17 protein-coding genes and 1 pseudogene are annotated in these 18757 nt (G+C 58.4%); 9 read left to right on the plus strand and 9 right to left on the minus strand.

Features of this window, described 5'->3' with window-relative positions:
• Positions 1 to 139 precede the first annotated feature (139 nt).
• The 3 genes and pseudogenes from WA928_RS07985 to WA928_RS07995 all read left to right on the plus strand — a co-directional run.
• Entirely contained in the window at positions 140 to 1510 is a 1371-nt protein-coding gene (locus WA928_RS07985) for an 8-oxoguanine deaminase (protein WP_424301913.1), read from the plus strand.
• An 80-nt stretch (positions 1511 to 1590) separates the two neighbouring features.
• Entirely contained in the window at positions 1591 to 1782 is a 192-nt protein-coding gene (locus WA928_RS07990; protein WP_424301916.1) for a hypothetical protein, read from the plus strand.
• Positions 1764 to 2180, plus strand: a pseudogene (locus tag WA928_RS07995) (solute carrier family 23 protein); the annotation flags it as partial. The gene WA928_RS07990 and the pseudogene WA928_RS07995, both read left to right, overlap by 19 nt.
• 150 nt (positions 2181 to 2330) lie before the next feature.
• On the opposite strand, the gene WA928_RS08000 reads toward WA928_RS07995, so the two are convergent.
• From WA928_RS08000 to icd, 5 genes are all read right to left on the minus strand, one after another.
• Complete coding sequence (locus WA928_RS08000; protein ID WP_424301919.1) at positions 2331 to 3167, minus strand: universal stress protein; 837 nt, start codon at positions 3165 to 3167, stop codon at positions 2331 to 2333.
• 114 nt (positions 3168 to 3281) lie between these two features.
• The gene (locus tag WA928_RS08005) at positions 3282 to 3710 is read right to left on the minus strand and encodes a universal stress protein (protein ID WP_424301922.1); all 429 of its coding nucleotides are present in this window, start codon (positions 3708 to 3710) and stop codon (positions 3282 to 3284) included.
• 112 nt (positions 3711 to 3822) lie between these two features.
• Positions 3823 to 4494, minus strand: coding sequence for an anti-virulence regulator CigR family protein (locus WA928_RS08010; RefSeq protein ID WP_424301925.1), 672 nt, complete (start codon positions 4492 to 4494; stop codon positions 3823 to 3825).
• Positions 4495 to 4613: 119 nt separating this feature from the next.
• Entirely contained in the window at positions 4614 to 5180 is a 567-nt protein-coding gene (gene tehB / locus WA928_RS08015) for a tellurite resistance methyltransferase TehB (RefSeq protein WP_424301928.1), read from the minus strand.
• Between the two features lie 154 nt (positions 5181 to 5334).
• The gene (gene icd, locus WA928_RS08020; protein ID WP_424301931.1) at positions 5335 to 6591 is read right to left on the minus strand and encodes an NADP-dependent isocitrate dehydrogenase; all 1257 of its coding nucleotides are present in this window, start codon (positions 6589 to 6591) and stop codon (positions 5335 to 5337) included.
• Positions 6592 to 6802: 211 nt separating this feature from the next.
• Here icd and WA928_RS08025 point away from each other — a divergent pair, with 211 nt between their 5' ends.
• Complete coding sequence (locus WA928_RS08025; protein WP_424301934.1) at positions 6803 to 7252, plus strand: DUF1841 family protein; 450 nt, start codon at positions 6803 to 6805, stop codon at positions 7250 to 7252.
• Between the two features lie 55 nt (positions 7253 to 7307).
• Here the strand turns inward: WA928_RS08025 and WA928_RS08030 are convergent, their stop codons facing one another.
• Positions 7308 to 7664 (minus strand): c-type cytochrome, encoded by a 357-nt coding sequence (locus WA928_RS08030; protein ID WP_350380311.1) that lies wholly within the window; start codon positions 7662 to 7664, stop codon positions 7308 to 7310.
• Between the two features lie 9 nt (positions 7665 to 7673).
• Positions 7674 to 8030 (minus strand): c-type cytochrome, encoded by a 357-nt coding sequence (locus tag WA928_RS08035; protein WP_424301937.1) that lies wholly within the window; start codon positions 8028 to 8030, stop codon positions 7674 to 7676.
• A gap of 163 nt (positions 8031 to 8193) precedes the next feature.
• Between WA928_RS08035 and WA928_RS08040 the strand changes: the two genes are divergently transcribed.
• Positions 8194 to 9054, plus strand: a complete 861-nt coding sequence (locus WA928_RS08040; protein ID WP_424301940.1) for an AAA family ATPase — start codon at positions 8194 to 8196, stop codon at positions 9052 to 9054.
• A 59-nt stretch (positions 9055 to 9113) separates the two neighbouring features.
• On the plus strand, positions 9114 to 10283 hold the full coding sequence (locus WA928_RS08045) for a vWA domain-containing protein (RefSeq protein WP_424301943.1): 1170 nt from the start codon (positions 9114 to 9116) through the stop codon (positions 10281 to 10283).
• 17 nt (positions 10284 to 10300) lie between these two features.
• On the opposite strand, the gene WA928_RS08050 is transcribed toward WA928_RS08045, so the two are convergent.
• Positions 10301 to 11632, minus strand: a complete 1332-nt coding sequence (locus WA928_RS08050) for an aspartate aminotransferase family protein (RefSeq protein WP_424301945.1) — start codon at positions 11630 to 11632, stop codon at positions 10301 to 10303.
• Between the two features lie 211 nt (positions 11633 to 11843).
• Here WA928_RS08050 and WA928_RS08055 point away from each other — a divergent pair, with 211 nt between their 5' ends.
• Positions 11844 to 13310 carry a PLP-dependent aminotransferase family protein gene (locus tag WA928_RS08055; protein ID WP_424301948.1) on the plus strand — a complete coding sequence of 489 codons (1467 nt, stop codon included), beginning with the start codon at positions 11844 to 11846 and terminating at the stop codon, positions 13308 to 13310.
• Here the strand turns inward: WA928_RS08055 and WA928_RS08060 are convergent.
• Positions 13259 to 14224 (minus strand): LysR family transcriptional regulator, encoded by a 966-nt coding sequence (locus tag WA928_RS08060; protein WP_424301951.1) that lies wholly within the window; start codon positions 14222 to 14224, stop codon positions 13259 to 13261. The genes WA928_RS08055 and WA928_RS08060 overlap by 52 nt on opposite strands.
• Positions 14225 to 14328: 104 nt before the next feature.
• Between WA928_RS08060 and WA928_RS08065 the strand changes: the two genes are divergently transcribed.
• Positions 14329 to 15840: a CoA-acylating methylmalonate-semialdehyde dehydrogenase gene (locus WA928_RS08065; protein WP_424301954.1), complete on the plus strand. Its 1512-nt coding sequence runs from the start codon at positions 14329 to 14331 to the stop codon at positions 15838 to 15840.
• 140 nt (positions 15841 to 15980) lie between these two features.
• Positions 15981 to 18737: a M16 family metallopeptidase gene (locus WA928_RS08070; RefSeq protein WP_424301957.1), complete on the plus strand. Its 2757-nt coding sequence runs from the start codon at positions 15981 to 15983 to the stop codon at positions 18735 to 18737.
• Positions 18738 to 18757: the final 20 nt, after the last annotated feature.

Here is an 18757-nt window from a genome sequence, read left to right on the forward strand (position 1 = left end):
AAAGGCACGTCGTTGATGCTCATGCGCAAAACTGCGTTATTTGGAAACACAAATGTCGAACATCACGCCCCTCCAATGACTCTGGCTCGGCGCCTACCTATCATGACCCAACGCCTTTGACGACAGGATGTACGCACAGATGAGCGCTTCAAGCAGCACACAGCAAACCCTCTGGATACGCCAACCCCTGGCCTGTTCAGACCCGGCTGCCGCAGGCGGGATCGTCGTCATGGGCGACAAAATTATCGAGCAGGTCGCGGCCGGACAACAGCCCGCACAACGGGTGGATACAGTGTTCGATGCCTCGCAGCATGTACTCCTGCCGGGGTTGGTGAACACCCATCATCATTTTTACCAGACGCTGACACGGGCCTATACAGCTGCCCTCAACAAGCCACTGTTTCCCTGGCTAACCACGCTATATGACGTTTGGGCAGGGCTGGACGACGAGCAACTGCGCGTAGCCAGCGAGCTGGCCATGGTTGAGCTGCTGATGTCAGGCTGCACAACGATAGCCGATCACCACTATGTGTTTTCAGGGGCCTTGCAACACGCCATCGACAGTCAGGTAGAGGCAGCCCGATTGGTAGGCGTGCGAGCGGCCCTCACCCGGGGTTCGATGAGCGTCGGGCGCGACGAGGGCGGCCTGCCACCGCAATCTGTGGTGCAGGACGAACAAACCATCCTGGATGACAGCGCCCGCGTGATCAAGCAATATCACCAGCCAGGCAACGGCGCAATGGTGACGGTTGCGCTGGCCCCCTGCTCTCCGTTTTCAGTTAGCCAGGCGCTGATGCGTGCCAGTGCTCAATTGGCCCAGGCGCAGCAGGTACGCCTGCACACCCACCTGGCCGAGACAAAAGACGAAACCGCATATTGCGAGCGGCTGTTTGGCATGCGTCCACTGGACTATCTGGACGACTGTGGTTGGTTGGGCCAGCAAACCTGGCTGGCACACGGCATCCATTTCAACGACAGCGAGATCCAGCGTCTAGGCACCGCAGGCACCGGTGTGGCCCATTGCCCTTCTTCCAATATGGTGCTGGGCAGCGGCCTGTGCCGGACCATCGAACTGGAAGCGGCAGGTGCGCCAGTTGGGCTGGCGGTCGACGGATCGGCCTCCAACGACCACTCCAACCTCGCCCAGGAGATGCGCCAGGCACTGCTGCTGGGCCGCTTGCGATATCTGCCTGACCAAGTAACTCACGAAACGGTCATCCGCTGGGCCACACAGGGTTCTGCCCGCTGTCTGGGCCGCACGGACATTGGCGGCTTGAAGCCCGGGCAACAAGCCGACCTGGCCCTGTTCGGGCTGGACGGCCTGCGATTCTCGGGCGCCGAAAACCCCTTGGCGGCCTTGCTGTTATGCGGGGCGGATCACGCAGACCACGTCATGGTGGCCGGCCAGTGGCGCGTCCGTTCGGGCCAGCCCGAGGGCATCGATCTGGCGGCTCTGCGTAGCCGGCACGAGGCTGCGGCACGACGGCTATGGGGGCATATCCGGCACTGACCAATCCCCTTGCCTACTTACTATATTTCTGGCCGGCAATGCACCGGCCACTGATCAGCACACCGATCTGGAGACATTTCATGAGCAACACATTGGAAATACATAAACAAGGACGTCCGGAAGACGAGAACCCCGGGCTCCTGGCCAACCTTGCTTTCGGGTTTCAACACGTACTGACGATGTACGGCGGCATCATTGCCGTGCCACTGATTATCGGAGAAGCGGCGGGACTGCCACCGAGTGAGCTGGGGCTGCCGCGATCGTCTCAATGACTATCGTGATTTTAGTGACCCTGGTTGAAACCTCGGCCGACATCCTGGCTGTTGGCGACATTATTGAGACCAAAATTGATTCACGTCGCCTGGGTAATGGCTTACGGGCCGACATGCTTTCCAGCATGATTGCGCCGGCCTTTGGATCATTCACGCAGAGCGCTTTTGCCCAAAACGTAGGGCTGGTAGCCGTTACGGGCGTGAAAAGCCGCTATGTCGTAGCCTTTGGCGGTCTGATCCTGATTGGTCTGGGTCTGGCACCCGTGATGGGCAGGCTGGTAGCCAGCATTCCCGCACCAGTGCTGGGAGGTGCCGGCATTGTGCTATTTGGCACAGTGGCTGCCAGCGGGATCCGAACCCTGGCCCGGGTTGACTACGAGAACAACGCAAACCTGGTGTTCAACCATATGGGCAGACATCAGACATCCCATGCGGCGCAACCCCCCGCAACCATGAAAGCAGCGGGTTAAGGCTGCGCACGTGCCGCCTTAAGGCCTGCACCTGGCGATCCGCGTCCGGGCTGTCAGCCAGACAGCCCGGACACAGCCTTAATTGGACAGCAAGACCGGCACTGTCATGGTAGACAGCAGCGTACGAGATGCCCCCCCCATGATCCACTGCCGCATCCGGCTATGCCCGTATGCCCCCATGACAATCAGATCGCTGCCGAGATCGGTGGCGGTATTGAGAATGACATTACCTACGCCAAAGCCTTCGCTGTCTTTTAGCAAATGGCGTGGCTGCGGATAGCCCAGGCTGACGCAGTAGTGATCGAAATCGGCCTCAGTGAGCCCTTGCTCTTCGAGCATTTCAACGTCGCGGTCGATTTCGAGCACCGCCAGCTTGCGGCACTGCTGCAGCAGAGGCGCAGCGTCGGCAAACGCACGGGCAGCCTCGCGGCGCTGATCCCAGCAATACAGGATTTCCTGGCCGATTGTCTCAAACGTACCGTGATTGGGGATCATCAATACTGGACGCCCGGCAGCCATCATTACAGTTTCTGGCAAATTAGGACTTAGCGCAGACATGCGCTCTGAGCTGGGGTTTTTGCTCATGATCAGGAGATCGCAGTAACGCGCGTGCAAGCTGAGAGCGGTGTCGGTTTGCCCGGTAAGACTACGCCATTGCGAGCGAACACCCGCAGTCGCAGTTGCATCGAGAAACCGCTGATGAACCGCATCATGATCGGTTTGGTAACGCTGTTGCAAAATGTTTGTTACGTCAGGCGGCAGCAGGTTTTCTTCGTGCAATCGCCCAAAATTGCCGCCCGAGGCATATAGCCCGACAAGCTCGGCATCATGGTGCTTGGCCAGCAACAAACCTGCATCGATGCGACGGCTGCAGTCGTGATCATCACTTAAGTGGACGGCAATACGACCTAACATGAAGATTCTCCTGGTATTTTAAAACCCGCAGACGAAAAGCTTTGACGACATGATCATCATATCGACAAGCGCACAAAGGGTAAACAGAAGCGCCTTACGCTGCCCACAAGCAACTTACACAGGCGATTTAACGAGCAATACCGGGCATTTGGAAAGCGACAACACCCGCCCTGCCACCGAGCCGATGACAGCATCAAGCAGCATCCCGCGCCCATGCGCACCCATGACGATCATGCGTGCATTAGTTTTTTGGCTGTAGTCGACAATCTGTTGTGGCGCAAACCCAACCAACGAGTGAGACTCGAAGGGTAGTTTGGCTTCTTTGAGCACCTGGGTGGTGGGGTCGAGCACCTTGGCGGCTTCTTCGGCGTACCAGTCGTCGATGGTGTCTTTATCGATGAACCGCCTAACACGCACTGGAAGCTCTGGGGAGACATGCAAAACATGCACTTTGGCGCCTTCAGTGAGCAAACCTTGGGTGACAAACCTGGCGGCGGCCAGACTGTAGCCCGAACCATCTGTTGCCAACACGATATCAGACATAGTGCACCTCGATGTGTAGAGTGATGAATCATCACGGACTGTCGAAAACGGCTGAACATATCAAGCACAAAATGATGATAACAAAAGAGATTTGGGCTTCTATTGATCCTCGTCAATCAAAGACGTCATATAAAACATCGGCAACAACCGCTGTAGCCACCGCCACCAGAATCAAATCCGTACCAGCAACCCGCCATTCGTACCCAGGGTATCTTGGCAGGCGGCCCAAGAGCGGGCCAGGCGCCATCTTCTTTGCGATTCCCGGAGGGATGGGTTTGCCTCGTGCGAGGTTTTTCCGGATCCCAGGAGGCAACGCAGAATAGCCGCTCAAGCCGAAATCCAGCGCATACCTGTGCGCCAGGGCAGCGGTTATTCCGGCATAGACGAGATCGCCAAAAAGGTTATCACCCTGTAATCGGCCATGACGATCCCTATGATCGTCAAAATAGCCAAAATAGCGGCCCTTGTCGTCATAACGGCGGCCGGCATCATCGCCGCGCTGATTGCCCGCGGCCCCACGGCCAGCCTGGGCGCCGTCATTGTGATAGCTGCGTGCATCCGCCCCGCCCTTGCTTGCATTGCCAGCGCCCACATTATCCTTGCCTGAGCTTCCCTGACCAGAATGTACAGACGCGTGCGGATTGCCCTTGCCGCCATTGCCCCCACTGACAGAATTACTTGCGTGGTTGCCAGACCCCTTGCCCTCAGGAGGTGCCGACTGAGCCGGTAGCGCCACTACACAAGCGGCCAATACGGATACTGTTAACGCAATACGCACTTTCATGCTGAGTTCCTTGAATACCAAGACAACTCAAGGGTACCGTCTGTTCTGGCCCAAGAGGCACCCATCACGTAACTACTTGTAGGGCCAGCCACCCATGCTGACAGCTTATTTTTTGGTAGTCAGGCGGTCTTGCGCGCCAACATAGTGGCAAATCGCAACCGGGCGCCGTTGTGCATGGTGCCGACGTCCTCGTTGTATTTCACCAGATCCCAGCCTTTATACGCAGCACTTAGCTGGCTTTCTCCGAAAGTGAAGGGGAAGTTCATGGGGCAAGGGTAATCAGGCGTATCCATGGCACACACAATCAGGTTGTACCCGCCAACGCAAGTGTGCTGTTGCATATCGGCCAGTACAGCATCCACCTTGGCGGCATCGATAAACATCAGTGTCACCGTGCACGCGATAAAATCGTAATCAGCGTCCAGACCGGCCTCGGCGATGTCGTACAGGCGCGGCGTGAGGGTATCGAGGCCCTCTTGGCCGACGACAGACTGCAACTGCTGGATGGCAGATGGGTTGATATCTACGGCAGTGACCGTAAAACCTTGCTGGGCCAGATACAGTGCATTGCGCCCCGTAGAGCACCCCATATCCAGAGCCAGGCCAGGCTTGACAAGCTGACAGGCTGACACAACTTCGCTATGTGCTGGGTTCAAGCCATATTTTTGATTCAGATCTGCAGACACGTGCACTCCTTGTTTGATACCCCGGTAGTGTAGGACACGCCCGCCTGATCCGGCCCTAAAACCATGCTTCCGTGATCAGCCCAGACACAAAAAAGCCCCGTTCTCCTGGGAAAACGGGACTTTTATAGACCTTAATGGATCAGATCAAAACTGATTACATGTTGTCGATCATGACCTGACCAAACCCGGAGCACGATACCTGGGTAGCGCCTTCGAGCAGACGGGCGAAGTCGTAGGTGACCTTTTTGGACAGAATGGATTTTTCCATGCTGCTGATGATCAAGTCAGCGGCTTCTGTCCAGCCCATGTGACGCAGCATCATCTCGGCCGAGAGGATCTCGGAACCCGGATTGACGTAGTCTTTGCCAGCATACTTGGGGGCCGTGCCGTGAGTAGCTTCGAACATGGCCACGGAATCGGACAAGTTGGCACCCGGTGCAATACCGATACCACCCACCTGGGCCGCCAGCGCATCGGAGACGTAATCGCCGTTGAGGTTAAGCGTGGCAATGACATCGTACTCGTTGGGACGCAGCAAGATTTGTTGCAGGAAGGCGTCGGCAATGACGTCCTTGACCGTAATGTCGCGGCCGGTTTTGGGGTTCTTGAACTTGCACCACGGGCCGCCGTCGATCAGTTGGGCGCCGAACTCGCGTTGGGCAAGACCATAGCCCCAATCGCGGAAGCCACCTTCGGTGAACTTCATGATGTTGCCCTTGTGCACCAGAGTAACCGTGGGGCGATCGTTGTCGATGGCGTACTGGATGGCCTTGCGTACCAGACGCTCGGTACCTTCGCGCGACACGGGCTTGACGCCAATGCCCGAAGTCTCGGGGAAGCGGATCTTGTTGACACCCAGCTTTTCTTGCAGGAACTGGATCAGCTGACGCGCCTTGTCGGATTCGGCCTCGAACTCGATACCTGCATAGATGTCTTCGGAGTTTTCGCGGAAGATCACCATATTTGTTTTCTCGGGCTCGCGCACCGGAGAAGGCACACCCTTGAAGTAACGCACCGGGCGCAGGCAGACGTAGAGATCCAGTTGCTGGCGCAGTGCGACGTTAAGCGAGCGAATGCCCCCGCCAACCGGCGTAGTGAGCGGGCCTTTGATGGACACGACGTAGTCGCGAACAGCCTCGAGGGTTTCTTCGGGCAGCCAGACATCAGGGCCGTAAATCTTGGTGGATTTTTCGCCGGCATACACTTCCATCCAATGGATCTTGCGCTTGCCGCCATAGGCTTTGGCTACCGCCGCATCCACCACCTTCAGCATCACTGGGGTGATGTCCTGCCCGGTTCCGTCGCCTTCGATGTAGGGGAGGATGGGTTCATCAGGAATATTGAGGGAAAAATCCGCATTGACCGTGATTTTCTGACCACCGGCCGGGACTTTGATGTGCTGATAAGACATGAGTGCTCCAGTGTTGCTGGGGTTGTTGTTCAAAAGAGGGATCTGTGCGTGGCGTCGCAGTCTTATATAAGAGTTTAACGTAAAGTGGTACGAATGGCCTGACAAACCACCACAGCACTCCACACATGTTGGAATCCCGCCCCTAACATCTTTTAAAATACCGCCCTTAAAATATAAGGCATTCGCTCACTATTGGCACGCAATCTGACCCATGTTCAATCCATCCAAAGAGCAAGTCCGGGAATTTTTTACCAGCGCGTGGCGCAAGCGCCGAGACGGCGGGATACTAACCCCCCTGGAAACCATGGCCGCCGACCTCGTCGAGCGCCACCCCGAGTACCACGATGATTTGCAAGATCCAGAAGCCGCCACACGCGACTATCCTGTAGAGGCGGGCCGCACCAATCCATTTTTGCATCTTTCCATGCACCTAGCCATTCAGGAGCAGCTCTCGATTGATCATCCGCCCGGGATCCGAGCAGCCTGGACAGCACTGCTACACACACATGATGAACACGAGGCAGCCCACATCATCATGGAAGCATTGGGCGAAGTGGTGTGGGAGGCCCAGCGGCTGGGTAAGCCCCTGGACAACGACCACTACCTCGAACTTATCCGCCGCCATGCCACAACAGGCCCTTCAGCTGGGCGCGGGACGTAAAAAAGGCCCTTTGACAGGGCCTTGATTGCACCGGGCGGCCGCCCGGACACCATACTTATTTGCGCACAGCCAGCGGCGTGGGCAAGGTAGCCAACCAGGACGAGATATTGTCGATATCGGTGGCAGACAACTGCATGGCCATTGCACCCATCACAGCGTTTTTACGGACATTGGCAGAAGCAGGCTCGCCTCTTTGGCCCCGTTGATACGCCACCAAAGCGTGCGCCAGGTAGTCCTGGTGCTGACCCGCCAGAATGGGGTACTCGGGCATGATGGGCGACTTGGCATCCGCCCCGTGACACGACGCACAGGTGAATTTCTCGAAGGCAGCCTTGCCAGCAGAGAGATCAGCTGCTTGTGCGCTGACAGCAAAAAAACCGCAACCCAACAGGGCAATCCAGAATGTTTTCATGGGGTCTCCCTATTTGAGGCTGGAGTAGTAGGCTGCAACATCGGCCATGTCCTGCTCGGACAAGGTCTTGGCAATGGCGTCCATGGTGGGGAAGGATCGCGCACCATTTGAGTATTCTTTAAGTGCCGCCACAATATAGGCCGCGTTTTGGCCGGCGATCATGGGGACATGGTACAACTCGGGATATGCTGCCTTGTACTCGGGGATGCCATGGCAACCAATGCACATGGACACCTTTTGAGCACCCGCCTGAGCATCGCCCTTGATTGCCGGTGCGTCTGCCGCCAGAGCCGCGCCTGCAAACAAGCAGGACACCAGCACGGCAGCAGCCTGAAAGCCCTGCCCTCTTATTGCTTTTGACTTCATATGGCCTCTTGTCTCGTGTTTCGAATTTTAATGTCGGCATCGACCACCCAGTTTCGGGCCGATGAGGCATGTTGATTGTACGATAGTTACCCTGACACAGACAGTCATTAACCATTTACCCTTAAAGCATCGACTTCACGGCACGTTTGCGTGTCTTTTAAACATGACAAATTCTGCAGCTTCCAGTGAATCTCTGCGTTTTGAAGGCAGCGCCCGCTATGTTGCCACCAGCGCTTTAAAAATGGCCGTCAATGCGGCACTGACGCTGCAGCGGCCTTTGCTTGTCAAGGGAGAGCCAGGCACTGGCAAAACCCTGCTGGCCGAAGAAGTGGCCAAGGCCCTGAACCGGCCTTTGCTGCAATGGCACATCAAGTCCACCACTAAGGCACAGCAAGGCTTGTACGAATACGATGCCGTGTCGCGCCTGCGCGATTCGCAACTGGGAGACGCACGGGTCCACGATATTCACAACTATATTGTTCAGGGCGTGCTGTGGCAGGCGTTTGCTTCTGAAGAACCTTGCGTGGTGCTGATCGATGAAATCGACAAGGCCGACATCGAGTTTCCCAACGATCTGTTGCGTGAACTCGACCGCATGGAGTTTCATGTATACGAAACCCGGCAAACCATCCAGGCGCGTCATAAACCTCTGATCATCATTACCTCAAACAACGAAAAAGACCTTCCGGATGCTTTTTTGCGGCGGTGTTTCTTTCATTACATCGAGTTCCCGGATCGTGCCACGCTCAGCGACATCGTGGCGGTTCATTTCCCAGCATTGCAAGAGAACATCCTGTCGGCCGCCCTGGATGTGTTTTTTCGGCTGCGCGAGGTACCCGGCCTGAAAAAACGCCCCTCTACCTCCGAGTTTCTGGACTGGCTGCGCCTGTTGCTGGCCGAAGCCACCCCACCCGCCTCACTGACCCAAAGCGACATCCCCCCGCTGGCGGGTGCCTTGCTCAAAAACGAGCAGGATCTGTCGCTGCTCAAACGTCTGGCAGCGATGACCCAACGCGGGCGCTAGGACGCAACGGCCATGCCAGGGATCCGGCGGTCAGGGACATATGTGCGGGGTCTGCCAACATGCTGACCGATTTCTTTACGCAGCTGCGGGCAGCCGGCATCCCGGTGTCCATCCAGGAATACCTGAGTTTGCTGGAGCTCCTGTGCAGCCCGGCCGCCCCCATCAGCACCGAAGAGTTTTATCACCTGGCGCGCATGGCGCTGGTCAAGGACGAGACCCGCTACGACCGCTTCGACCAGGTGTTTGCCCAGTTTCTCGGGCAGTGGCAGCAGCGGGCGGGCCAGCAGGCCATCCCCGAGGAATGGCTGGTTCAGACATTTCGCAAACACCTGACAGACGCCGAAAAGGCAGCCCTGCAAAAACACGGCTGGGATCGCCTGATGGAGATGCTGCGTGAGCGTCTAGCCGAGCAGAAAGAGCGGCATGCAGGTGGCAACAAATGGATCGGTACAGGGGGCTCATCACCCTTTGGACACGGTGGCTATCACCCCGAGGGCATCCGGATCGGCGGGCCTTCCGCCGGCAACCGCACCGCCGTCAAGGTGTGGGAACAGCGCCATTACCGGGATTACGACGATCAGCAAGCCCTGGGCACCCGCAATTTCAAGATGGCCCTGCGGCGTCTGCGCCGCTTTGCCCGGCAAGGTGCGCAGACGGAGCTGGACATGCCCGGCACCATCCGGGGGACGGCCGAGCAAGCGGGCCTGCTGGACCTGCACTGGATGCCGGAGCGCCACAATACGGTGAAAGTACTGATGCTGCTGGATGTGGGTGGCAGCATGGACGACCACATTGCCCGGATCGAGGCGCTGTTTTCTGCTGCCCGCAGCGAGTTCAAGCACCTGGAGGTGTTCTATTTTCACAACTGCGTATATGAATCCGTGTGGCGGCACAATGGGCGCCAGCGCGACCAGCAGCTATCCACCTGGGATATGTTGCGCACCTATGGCGAAGACTGGCGTCTGATCCTGGTGGGTGATGCCTCGATGAGCCCCTATGAGCTCCTGTATCCAGGCGGATCGATCGAGCATAACAACGAAGAAACCGGCGCTACCTGGCTGCAGCGCTTACTGGGCCAATGGCCACACGCCGTGTGGCTGAATCCAGAGCCTGCAGGCTCGTGGCCCTATCGGCAATCCATCGCTATTGTGCGCGAACTGATGCACGAGCGCATGTTTGCCATGACAATGGAAGGCCTGGAACAGGCCATGCGCCTGCTATCAAAGTAGGCGCATGGCTGCACGGATCAGGCCACCGTGGCCAGCACCTCGGACAAGGTCTGGAAGATCTGCGTGATCTGCTCTTCAGTGATGATCAACGGAGGCGAAATGGCGATGATATCGCCCGTATAACGCACCAACACACCTTTTTCGAAGCATTTTGCAAAGACTTCAGCCGCCCGCGCGCCGGGGGCACCGTCTCGGGGGGCAAGTTCGATGCCGGCCACCAGACCCAGATTGCGCACATCAATGACATGCGGCTGGCCTTTGAGTGCATGGGCAGCAGTCTCGAAAGGCACCGACATTGTCTTTGCACGATCGAAGAGTTTTTCGTCGTGATAGATCTTGAGTGTGGCTCGAACAGCTGCAGTGGCCAGCGGGTGCGCCGAATACGTGTAGCCGTGGAAGAATTCAATCCCGGTGGCACTGGCTTCGATAATGGCGTCGTGCACCGACCGGCGTACGGCCACCGCGCCAGCAGGTACTGCGGCATTGCTGATGCCTTTGGCCATGGTGATGAGATCAGGCGTGACCCCGAAGAATTCGCTGGCGGTGGCGGCACCTAGGCGCCCAAAACCGGTGATGACTTCGTCGAAGATCAGCAGGATGCCGTGTTTTTCGGTGATTGCACGCAGACGCTCGAGATAGCCTTTGGGCGGCAACAGCACACCGGTGGACCCCGCCAGAGGTTCGACAATCACGGCGGCAATGGTAGAAGCATCATGCAGGGCAATGATGCTTTCGAGGGCGTTGGCAAAGTGCTCGCCACCCCAGGCCGGCTGGCCGTGCGACCAGGCGTTATGAGCCAGATCATGGGTGTGGGGAAGGTGATCCACGCCCGGCAGCAAGACACCCGAAAACGCCTTGCGATTAGGAGAGATACCCCCCACGGAGATACCCCCAAAACCCACGCCATGGTAGCCGCGTTCGCGGCCAATCAGGCGGGTACGCTGCCCTTCTCCGCGGGCCCGGTGATAGGCAACAGCAATCTTGAGTGCGGTATCCACCGACTCGGAACCCGAGTTGGTGAAAAACACGCGATCCAGGCCTTTGGGCATCAGTGCAGCCACGTCTGACGCGGCTAAAAAGGAATCCTCGTGGCCGATCTGAAAGCTAGGCGCGTAATCCAGATTGGCGGCCTGCCGGCTGATGGCATCCACAATGGGTTGGCGGCCGTGGCCCGCATTGACGCACCACAAGCCAGAGGTACCATCCAGGATGGTATGGCCATCGCCTGCGGTGTAATACATGCCCTTGGCGGACGTCAGCAACCGCGGGTGTGCCTTGAACTGGCGGTTGGCCGTAAACGGCATCCATAGGTTGGAAAGATCAGGAGCGTGCTTGGCTTCGGTATTCATGGCAGCCTCGTGAGACAGAAACTAGAAAGAAAAGAAACGTGAACGGAATGAACCCATTCTGGTCCGGGCATATACCGAAAGCCATAGACGGTGATACGATCAGGAGATAACTGTATTGCTCCACTGGCATGTACTGTATTGGCCAGGGCTCCTGTACCCCGCATCGGGGAGACGGTGAAAGCAAACGCCACTCTTTCGGCCCCCTAAAAAGATGATTCTGTTCACTCCGGATCGTCGGCGCAAAGACGCACCGACCTTGGTCGAGCAAACGGTCTCGGCAATCGAATCCGCAATCCGCGAAAAGACCCTGCGCCCCGGCATGATCTTGCCCTCAGTGCGCCAGTTTGCCCGGGATCACAGCCTGAGTACTTTTACGGTGATGACGGCCTACAACAGCCTGGTGGCACGGGGCTTGCTGCAATCACGCCCGGGCGCCTGCTTTCGGGTAAGCCGGCAGCGGCAGGTGGCTACCGCACCCGTGCCTGACTGGGTCGTCCCCCGTATTGGGGCCTCCTGGTTGCTGGCCGATGTATTTGCCGATCACTCGATTTCAATCAAGGCAGGCTGCGGCTGGCTGCCGCCAGACTGGCACGACGAGTCCGGCCTGCCCCATGCCCTGCGCCAGCTCAGCCGGGTACCCGTGAGCCAGCTGTCTTCATACGGCCATCCGCAGGGCTACCACCCGCTGCGAGAGCACATTGCACACGGCCTGCTTGAGCATGGCCTGGATGTGGATGCCACACAGATTTTGCTGACACACGGTGCCACGCAAGCACTGGATATCGTTGTTCGCACTCTGCTGCGCCCGGGCGACCATGTCGCTGTCGAGTCTCCCTGCTATTCCAACCTGTTGCAGATCCTGGCCATCAATCACATCACCGTGCATGCGGTGCCACGCACCCACGATGGCATCGACGAAGCCGTACTGCACAACCTGGCCCAGCACCACCCGATACGGGCCATGTTTGTAACTACTGTGCTGCAAAACCCGACGGGGGCCAGTTTCTCCATGGCTGGTGCTTTCCGGCTGTTGCAACTGGCCGAGAAGCACTCGGTTCTGGTGATCGAAGATGACGTGTCACGCGATCTTCTGCCTGAACCCGCCCCTCTGCTGGCCGCTCTGGCAGGGCCTCATCGCGTCATTTATATCTCGGGCTATGCCAAAAGCGTGATGCCTTCCATGCGCGTCGGCTACCTCAGCTGCTCACGCGAACTGATCGAACAATTTACCCGCACCAAGATGTCACTGGGCCTCACCTCGGCTGAAATCATGGAACGCGCGGTCTACCATGTGCTTAGGGATGGTCGGTACAGCACCTATTTACGCGGCATACGTGAACGCCTGCACAACGCGCATGATGCAGTTGGCACCACGCTGCTCGAACAGGGGTTCGAGATCCTTGAAGAGCCGGGTGCAGGCCTGTTTCTGTGGGCTCGCCCCAAGAATCGGCCTTGCACCAGCAACACCATGACAACCCGGGTAGCACGCGCCCTTGAAGCAGGCATCTGGCTGGCTCCCGGCCACTATTTCCATCCTGAAGGCCGCGAAGAAGGCTGGATGCGTTTCAATGTGGCCTACTCCGACCACCCGCGCCTCTGGCAGTTTTTCGAAGACGAAGCCCTATATCAGGACGAGGCCCTGCCCTCAAAGCCGCCTGCAAACGCCTCCAGCAGGTAATCCAGCAAGACGCGCACATTGCGGGGAGTACGGGCGGCATACGGGCGCAAGGCAAAAATATGGTGTCCAAACACACTGACCGGCCGCCAGCCAGGCAGCAATTCAAGCAACTCTCCCGCCTGCACGGCATGTTGTGCAGAGAAATCCGGTAATAGGGCAATCCCCCGGCCCGCACATGCCATGTCGCGCAGCACTTCACTATTATTCGCAACAAAGACCGGCCGCACCGGAATGGTCGCAGCACGGTCTTCTGGCTGCCCATGCCGACGCTCGAAAATCCAGTGCGCAGCACCTTGCTGACGGGGATAGTGCAACTGCAGATGTGTTTCCAGCTGCCAGGGATTTTCAGGCACGCCGTACTGGGCCAGATAGCCGGGGCTGGCCACCAGCAGTGTACGGGTACGACACAGCTCACGCGCCACGTAGGTATCTGGCGGCACCTCGATATGTCGCAAAGCCAGATCAAAGCCCTCAGAGGTGAGGGACACCAGGCTGTCGCGCATATCCAGCTCGAGGCGGATCTGCGGGTAACGCTGCATGAATTCCGGTAACCGCCGCACCAGTTGCTGGCGGGCAAAGGCCACCGGCGCAGTGATACGCAATGTGCCGGCAGGAACAACCGACAGCGACTGCACACCTTCGAAACTATGGGCAATCTGTGCAAAGGATTCGCGGGTATCTTCCACCAGCCGCCGGCCGGCATCAGTGAGACGCACCGATCGGGTGGTGCGAAGCACCAGCGGCACACCTGCGGCTTGTTCGAGCTCGCTGATCCGTTGGCTGATAGCCGACTTGCTAACTGCCAACCGGCTTGCAGCAGCCGTAAAGCTGCCCTGTTGCGCCAGCACAATTAGGCAGTGGATATGCGGCCAAAGCCTATCGATATTTTTGTAATCCATCTGCGTATTGTTCATTAAATCAAACAATGATTCCAGCTTATCTGGCTATGCAGCGCAGATGTGCATTCCTACACTGGGTCCAGGCACAGTTAAACAGCAAACCGAATGCGGAGATTTTCATGCAGGCATATATAGACACAGCCGATGTAGGCCATTACATAAACGGCCAACGAACGCCCGGCAAAGGCCAACGCACCCAGGCCATCCACAACCCGGCCACCGGCGAAGTAGCTCGCACCTTGAGGCTGGCCAATCCAGACGACGTGGAGCAGGCCGTCAGCACTGCAGTGGCCGCGTTTCCAGCATGGGCCAATACACCGGCGCCACGCCGCGCCCGTGTGATGTTCAAGTTTCTGGAACTGATGAATGCGCACCGCGAAGAACTGGCGGCCATCATCACTGCCGAGCATGGCAAGGTGTTCAGCGACGCCATGGGCGAAGTGGCCCGCGGCATCGACATCATCGAATTTGCCTGCGGCATCCCTCAGTTGCTGAAGGGTGATTACACCGAGCAAGTGGCCACCGGGCTGGACAACTGGACCGTGCGCCAACCCCTGGGGGTAGTGGCAGGCATTACACCATTCAATTTTCCGGCCATGGTGCCCTGCTGGATGTTTCCGCTGGCGATTGCCAGCGGAAATTGCTTCATTCTCAAGCCCAGCGAACGCGACCCGTCAGTGTCGCTGCGCATAGCCGAACTGCTCAGTGAAGCTGGTCTGCCAGCTGGTGTCTTTACTGTACTGCAAGGCGACAAGGACACGGTTGACGCACTCCTGAGCCACCCGGACGTCCAGGCCGTCAGCTTCGTGGGCTCTACCCCCATTGCACGCTCCATCTATGAGCGCGGCGCCCACCACGGCAAGCGGGTGCAGGCATTGGGCGGGGCCAAGAACCACATGGTGGTGATGCCCGATGCCGATCTCGAGCAGGCAGTCAATGCCTTGATCGGATCAGCCTACGGCGCAGCAGGCGAACGCTGCATGGCGGTATCCGTGGCGGTACTGGTGGGCGATGCAGCAGATCGCATCGTGCCCATTCTGGCTGAACGCACACGCAACCTGAAGATCTCGCACGGCATGGATCCCCAGGCCGAAATGGGGCCTGTGATTACTCAGGATGCCTTGCATCGCATCCGCAACTACCTGGACATCGGTGTCAGCGAAGGCGCCCAGCTGGTGCTGGACGGTCGGGATCTGTCCGTGGCGGGTCATGAAAACGGCTACTTCATCGGCGGCAGCCTGTTTGACCACGTTACGCCGGACATGCGTATTTACAAAGAAGAAATCTTCGGCCCAGTACTGGCCTGCGTGCGTGCACCGGACATCGACGCCGCCATCCGGATCATCAACGAGCACAGCTTTGGCAACGGTGTGGCCTGCTTTACCCGGGACGGCCATGCTGCCCGCGAATTCTCGCGGCGCATTCAGGTGGGGATGGTTGGCATCAACGTGCCCATCCCGGTGCCCATGGCCTGGCATGGTTTTGGAGGCTGGAAAAACAGTCTGTTTGGCGATATGCATATCTACGGCGAAGAGGGGGTGCGTTTCTACACCCGACAAAAATCCGTGATGCAGCGCTGGCCGGAAAGTGAAACCAAGGGGCCCGAGTTTGCGTTTCCGACGCATAATTAAATAGGTCCATCCCTGGTCGCCCGCCTTCTGCGGCCAGGGGTCTTATTGATCGCTGCCCCTGGCAGCTTTTTTTTTGGCAATCCGCATGTCTGTCGGCCATGTTATGGTCAGAACACCTTGTTCAACGCTGCTGCGCCACCATGATTCAATCCAGCTTTTTGCGGTTTTTCCTGACGCTATCCGGCATTCTGGCCGGCATCGGCCTCGTTCCGGCGCATGCCGGCCAGGAGGCGCCACAAACCGCTACGGCGGCACAAGAAATCGTCATGATCAAGGGCGTGACAGAGTACCGGCTGGACAATGGCCTGACGATCTTGCTGGCACCCGATGATTCTGCCGCGCAGACCACGGTCAACATGAGCTATCGGGTGGGTTCGCGCAACGAAGGGCCGGGAGAAACCGGCATGGCCCACTTGCTCGAGCATCTGATGTTTCGGGGCAGCCCCGCACATCCCGACGCACTTGCCGAGTTTGCACGTCGGGGCCTGGCCGCCAATGGTTCCACCACGGTAGACCTAACCAACTACTACGCAACGTTTGCCAGCAACGAAGACACCTTGCGCTGGTATCTGGCCTGGCAGGCCGATGCCATGCTCAATGCACGAATCAGCCGCGCCGACCTGGATGCGGAGATGCCAGTCGTACGCAACGAGATGGAGCAAGGTGAAAACAGCCCATTTGGCACCCTGCTGCAACAAACCGATGCGGCCGCCTATGTCTGGCATGCCTATGGTCGCAGCGTCATTGGTGCACGCTCTGATGTTGAACACGTGGATATCGACCAGCTGCGGCGCTTTTATCATCGCTACTACCAGCCTGATAACGCCGTGCTTATCGTGACAGGAAACTTCAAACCCATCCAGGTTTTGTCGTGGGTCACGGAAGATTTTGGGGCAATCCCCCGCCCCGAGCGGCAGTTGCCGCCAGAGTACACCGTCGAGCCTGTGCAACAGGGCGCCCGCTCAGTCACCCTGCGACGCATTGGCGGCAGCCCGCTGGCGATTGTCCAGTACCATTTTCCTGCAGCCAATGCAGAAACCTATACCGCCCTGTCCATGGGCGTGGACATGCTGGCCGACAGCCCGGCAGGCCCCCTGTATCAGGCGCTGGTCCAGCCGGGCACAGCCAGCGATGTCTTTGGTTTTGCACGAGCACTGCGCTACCCCGGCTACGCCGTCTTTGGAGCCCAACTACAACCCGACACGGATCCCCGGGCAGCCTTGCAGACACTCGAGACCACGCTCGAAACCAGCGGCATCCAGCAATTGGATCAGGCCGCACTCGATCGCAACCGCACCGCCTGGCTAAACCGCTGGGAGAAAATCTACAATCAATCGGCACTTCTGGCCGACGCGCTATCCAATGCCGTATCAAGCGGCGACTGGCGGCTATTTTTCACCAGGCCCCTGCAAGTAAAAGCGCTGACGCTCGAAGACATACAGAAGCAGCTGCATCAATGGTTGCTGCCCAGCAACCGCACCAGTGGCTTGTATCTGCCTACCGACAAGCCCCGTTATGCCCCCCAGGACACCGCAGATAGCCTGCAGCACTGGGCCAGCCAGCTGAAAACCGGCACGCCCCGACCGGATATCGCGGCCTTTGACACCCGCCCCGAAGCGCTGGACGCAGCCACACAGCGCAGTACCCTGGATCTGCCCAACGGCACCGTAAAACTGGCGCTGCTGCCCAAGCCCACACCCGGCCAGCAAGTGCATGCCTATTTGCAGATGCGTTCGGGCACCGTGCGGGAAATGCAGGGATTGGGCCTGGTTCCCGAGGTCACCGCAGCGATGTTGCGCCGAGGAGCCAAGGATCTTACCCGCCAGCAAATCGATGATCGCCTGACTGCGCTGGACACCAATCTGCAGTTCAGCCAATCAGGCAACACGCTTACCATTTCCCTGCGCAGCTCAAAAGCCCATTTGTCCGATGCCTTGGCGCTTACTTTCGAACTGCTGCGCACGGCCAGCTTTCCCGCCGCAGAACTGCAGGAAATTAAAAACAGCGTACTGGGCAACCTGACAGACCAGGCCGCCAGCCCGGCCTGGCTGGTGCGCAATGCCTTGCAGCGCCACGACCAGCCCTGGTCGCCCGAAGATATCCGCTATACCCCCACCAGCGAAGAGCTGCGCAGCGACGCCCAGGCGCTCACCCGCCAGCGGCTTGAAGATTTCTATCAGCGGTTTTACGGCGCCGGCAATATGCTGGCATCGTTCGTGGGCGACTTCGACCCGGCAGAAGTGAAGCAATCCCTCCAAGCCGGGCTTGCGGGTTGGCAGCAAGCACCTGCTTATCAGCGGATTCCCGACCCCTGGTACGCTGTTACCCCAAAGACATACCTGATCCCCGCACCAGGGAAAGCCAATGCCAACTACCTGGCCAGTGTGCCCCTGAAGATCCAGGATAATGACGCACAATGGCCAGCGCTCTGGCTGGCCAATTATCTCTTGGGAGGATCTGAGGACTCCCGGCTATGGCAGGCAATCCGGGTGAAGGGCGGCCTATCGTACACCGTCGGCAGCAGCCTGCAGGTGTCGGCCTGGGAGCCATCCGGGTCTTGGACCTTCTTTGCCACCATGGCCGCACAAAACAGCCAGACCCTGCAAAAACAGATGCGTCAGGCCCTCGACGACACGTTGCAATCCGGCTTTACCCAGAAAGAGGTTGACCAAGGGGTCAAATCACTGCTGAACTACCTGAAGCTAGGCCGGGCCAGCGACCGCTGGCTGGCCGACCACTGGCTTGGATATCTGGACACGGGCCGCAGTTTTGCGCATCAGCAAAAAGTCATCCAGCAACTGCAGGCGCTGACCGCCGATCAAGTCAATGCGGCCCTGCGATCCTGGCTCAAACCCGATGAACTCAGCATCGCCGTGGCCACTGACGAGCCCGGTTAAGAGCGCACATTCAGGCCTGA

The sequence above is a fragment of the Castellaniella sp. genome (genome assembly GCF_049651205.1).
Classification (GTDB): Bacteria; Pseudomonadota; Gammaproteobacteria; order Burkholderiales; family Burkholderiaceae_B; genus Castellaniella.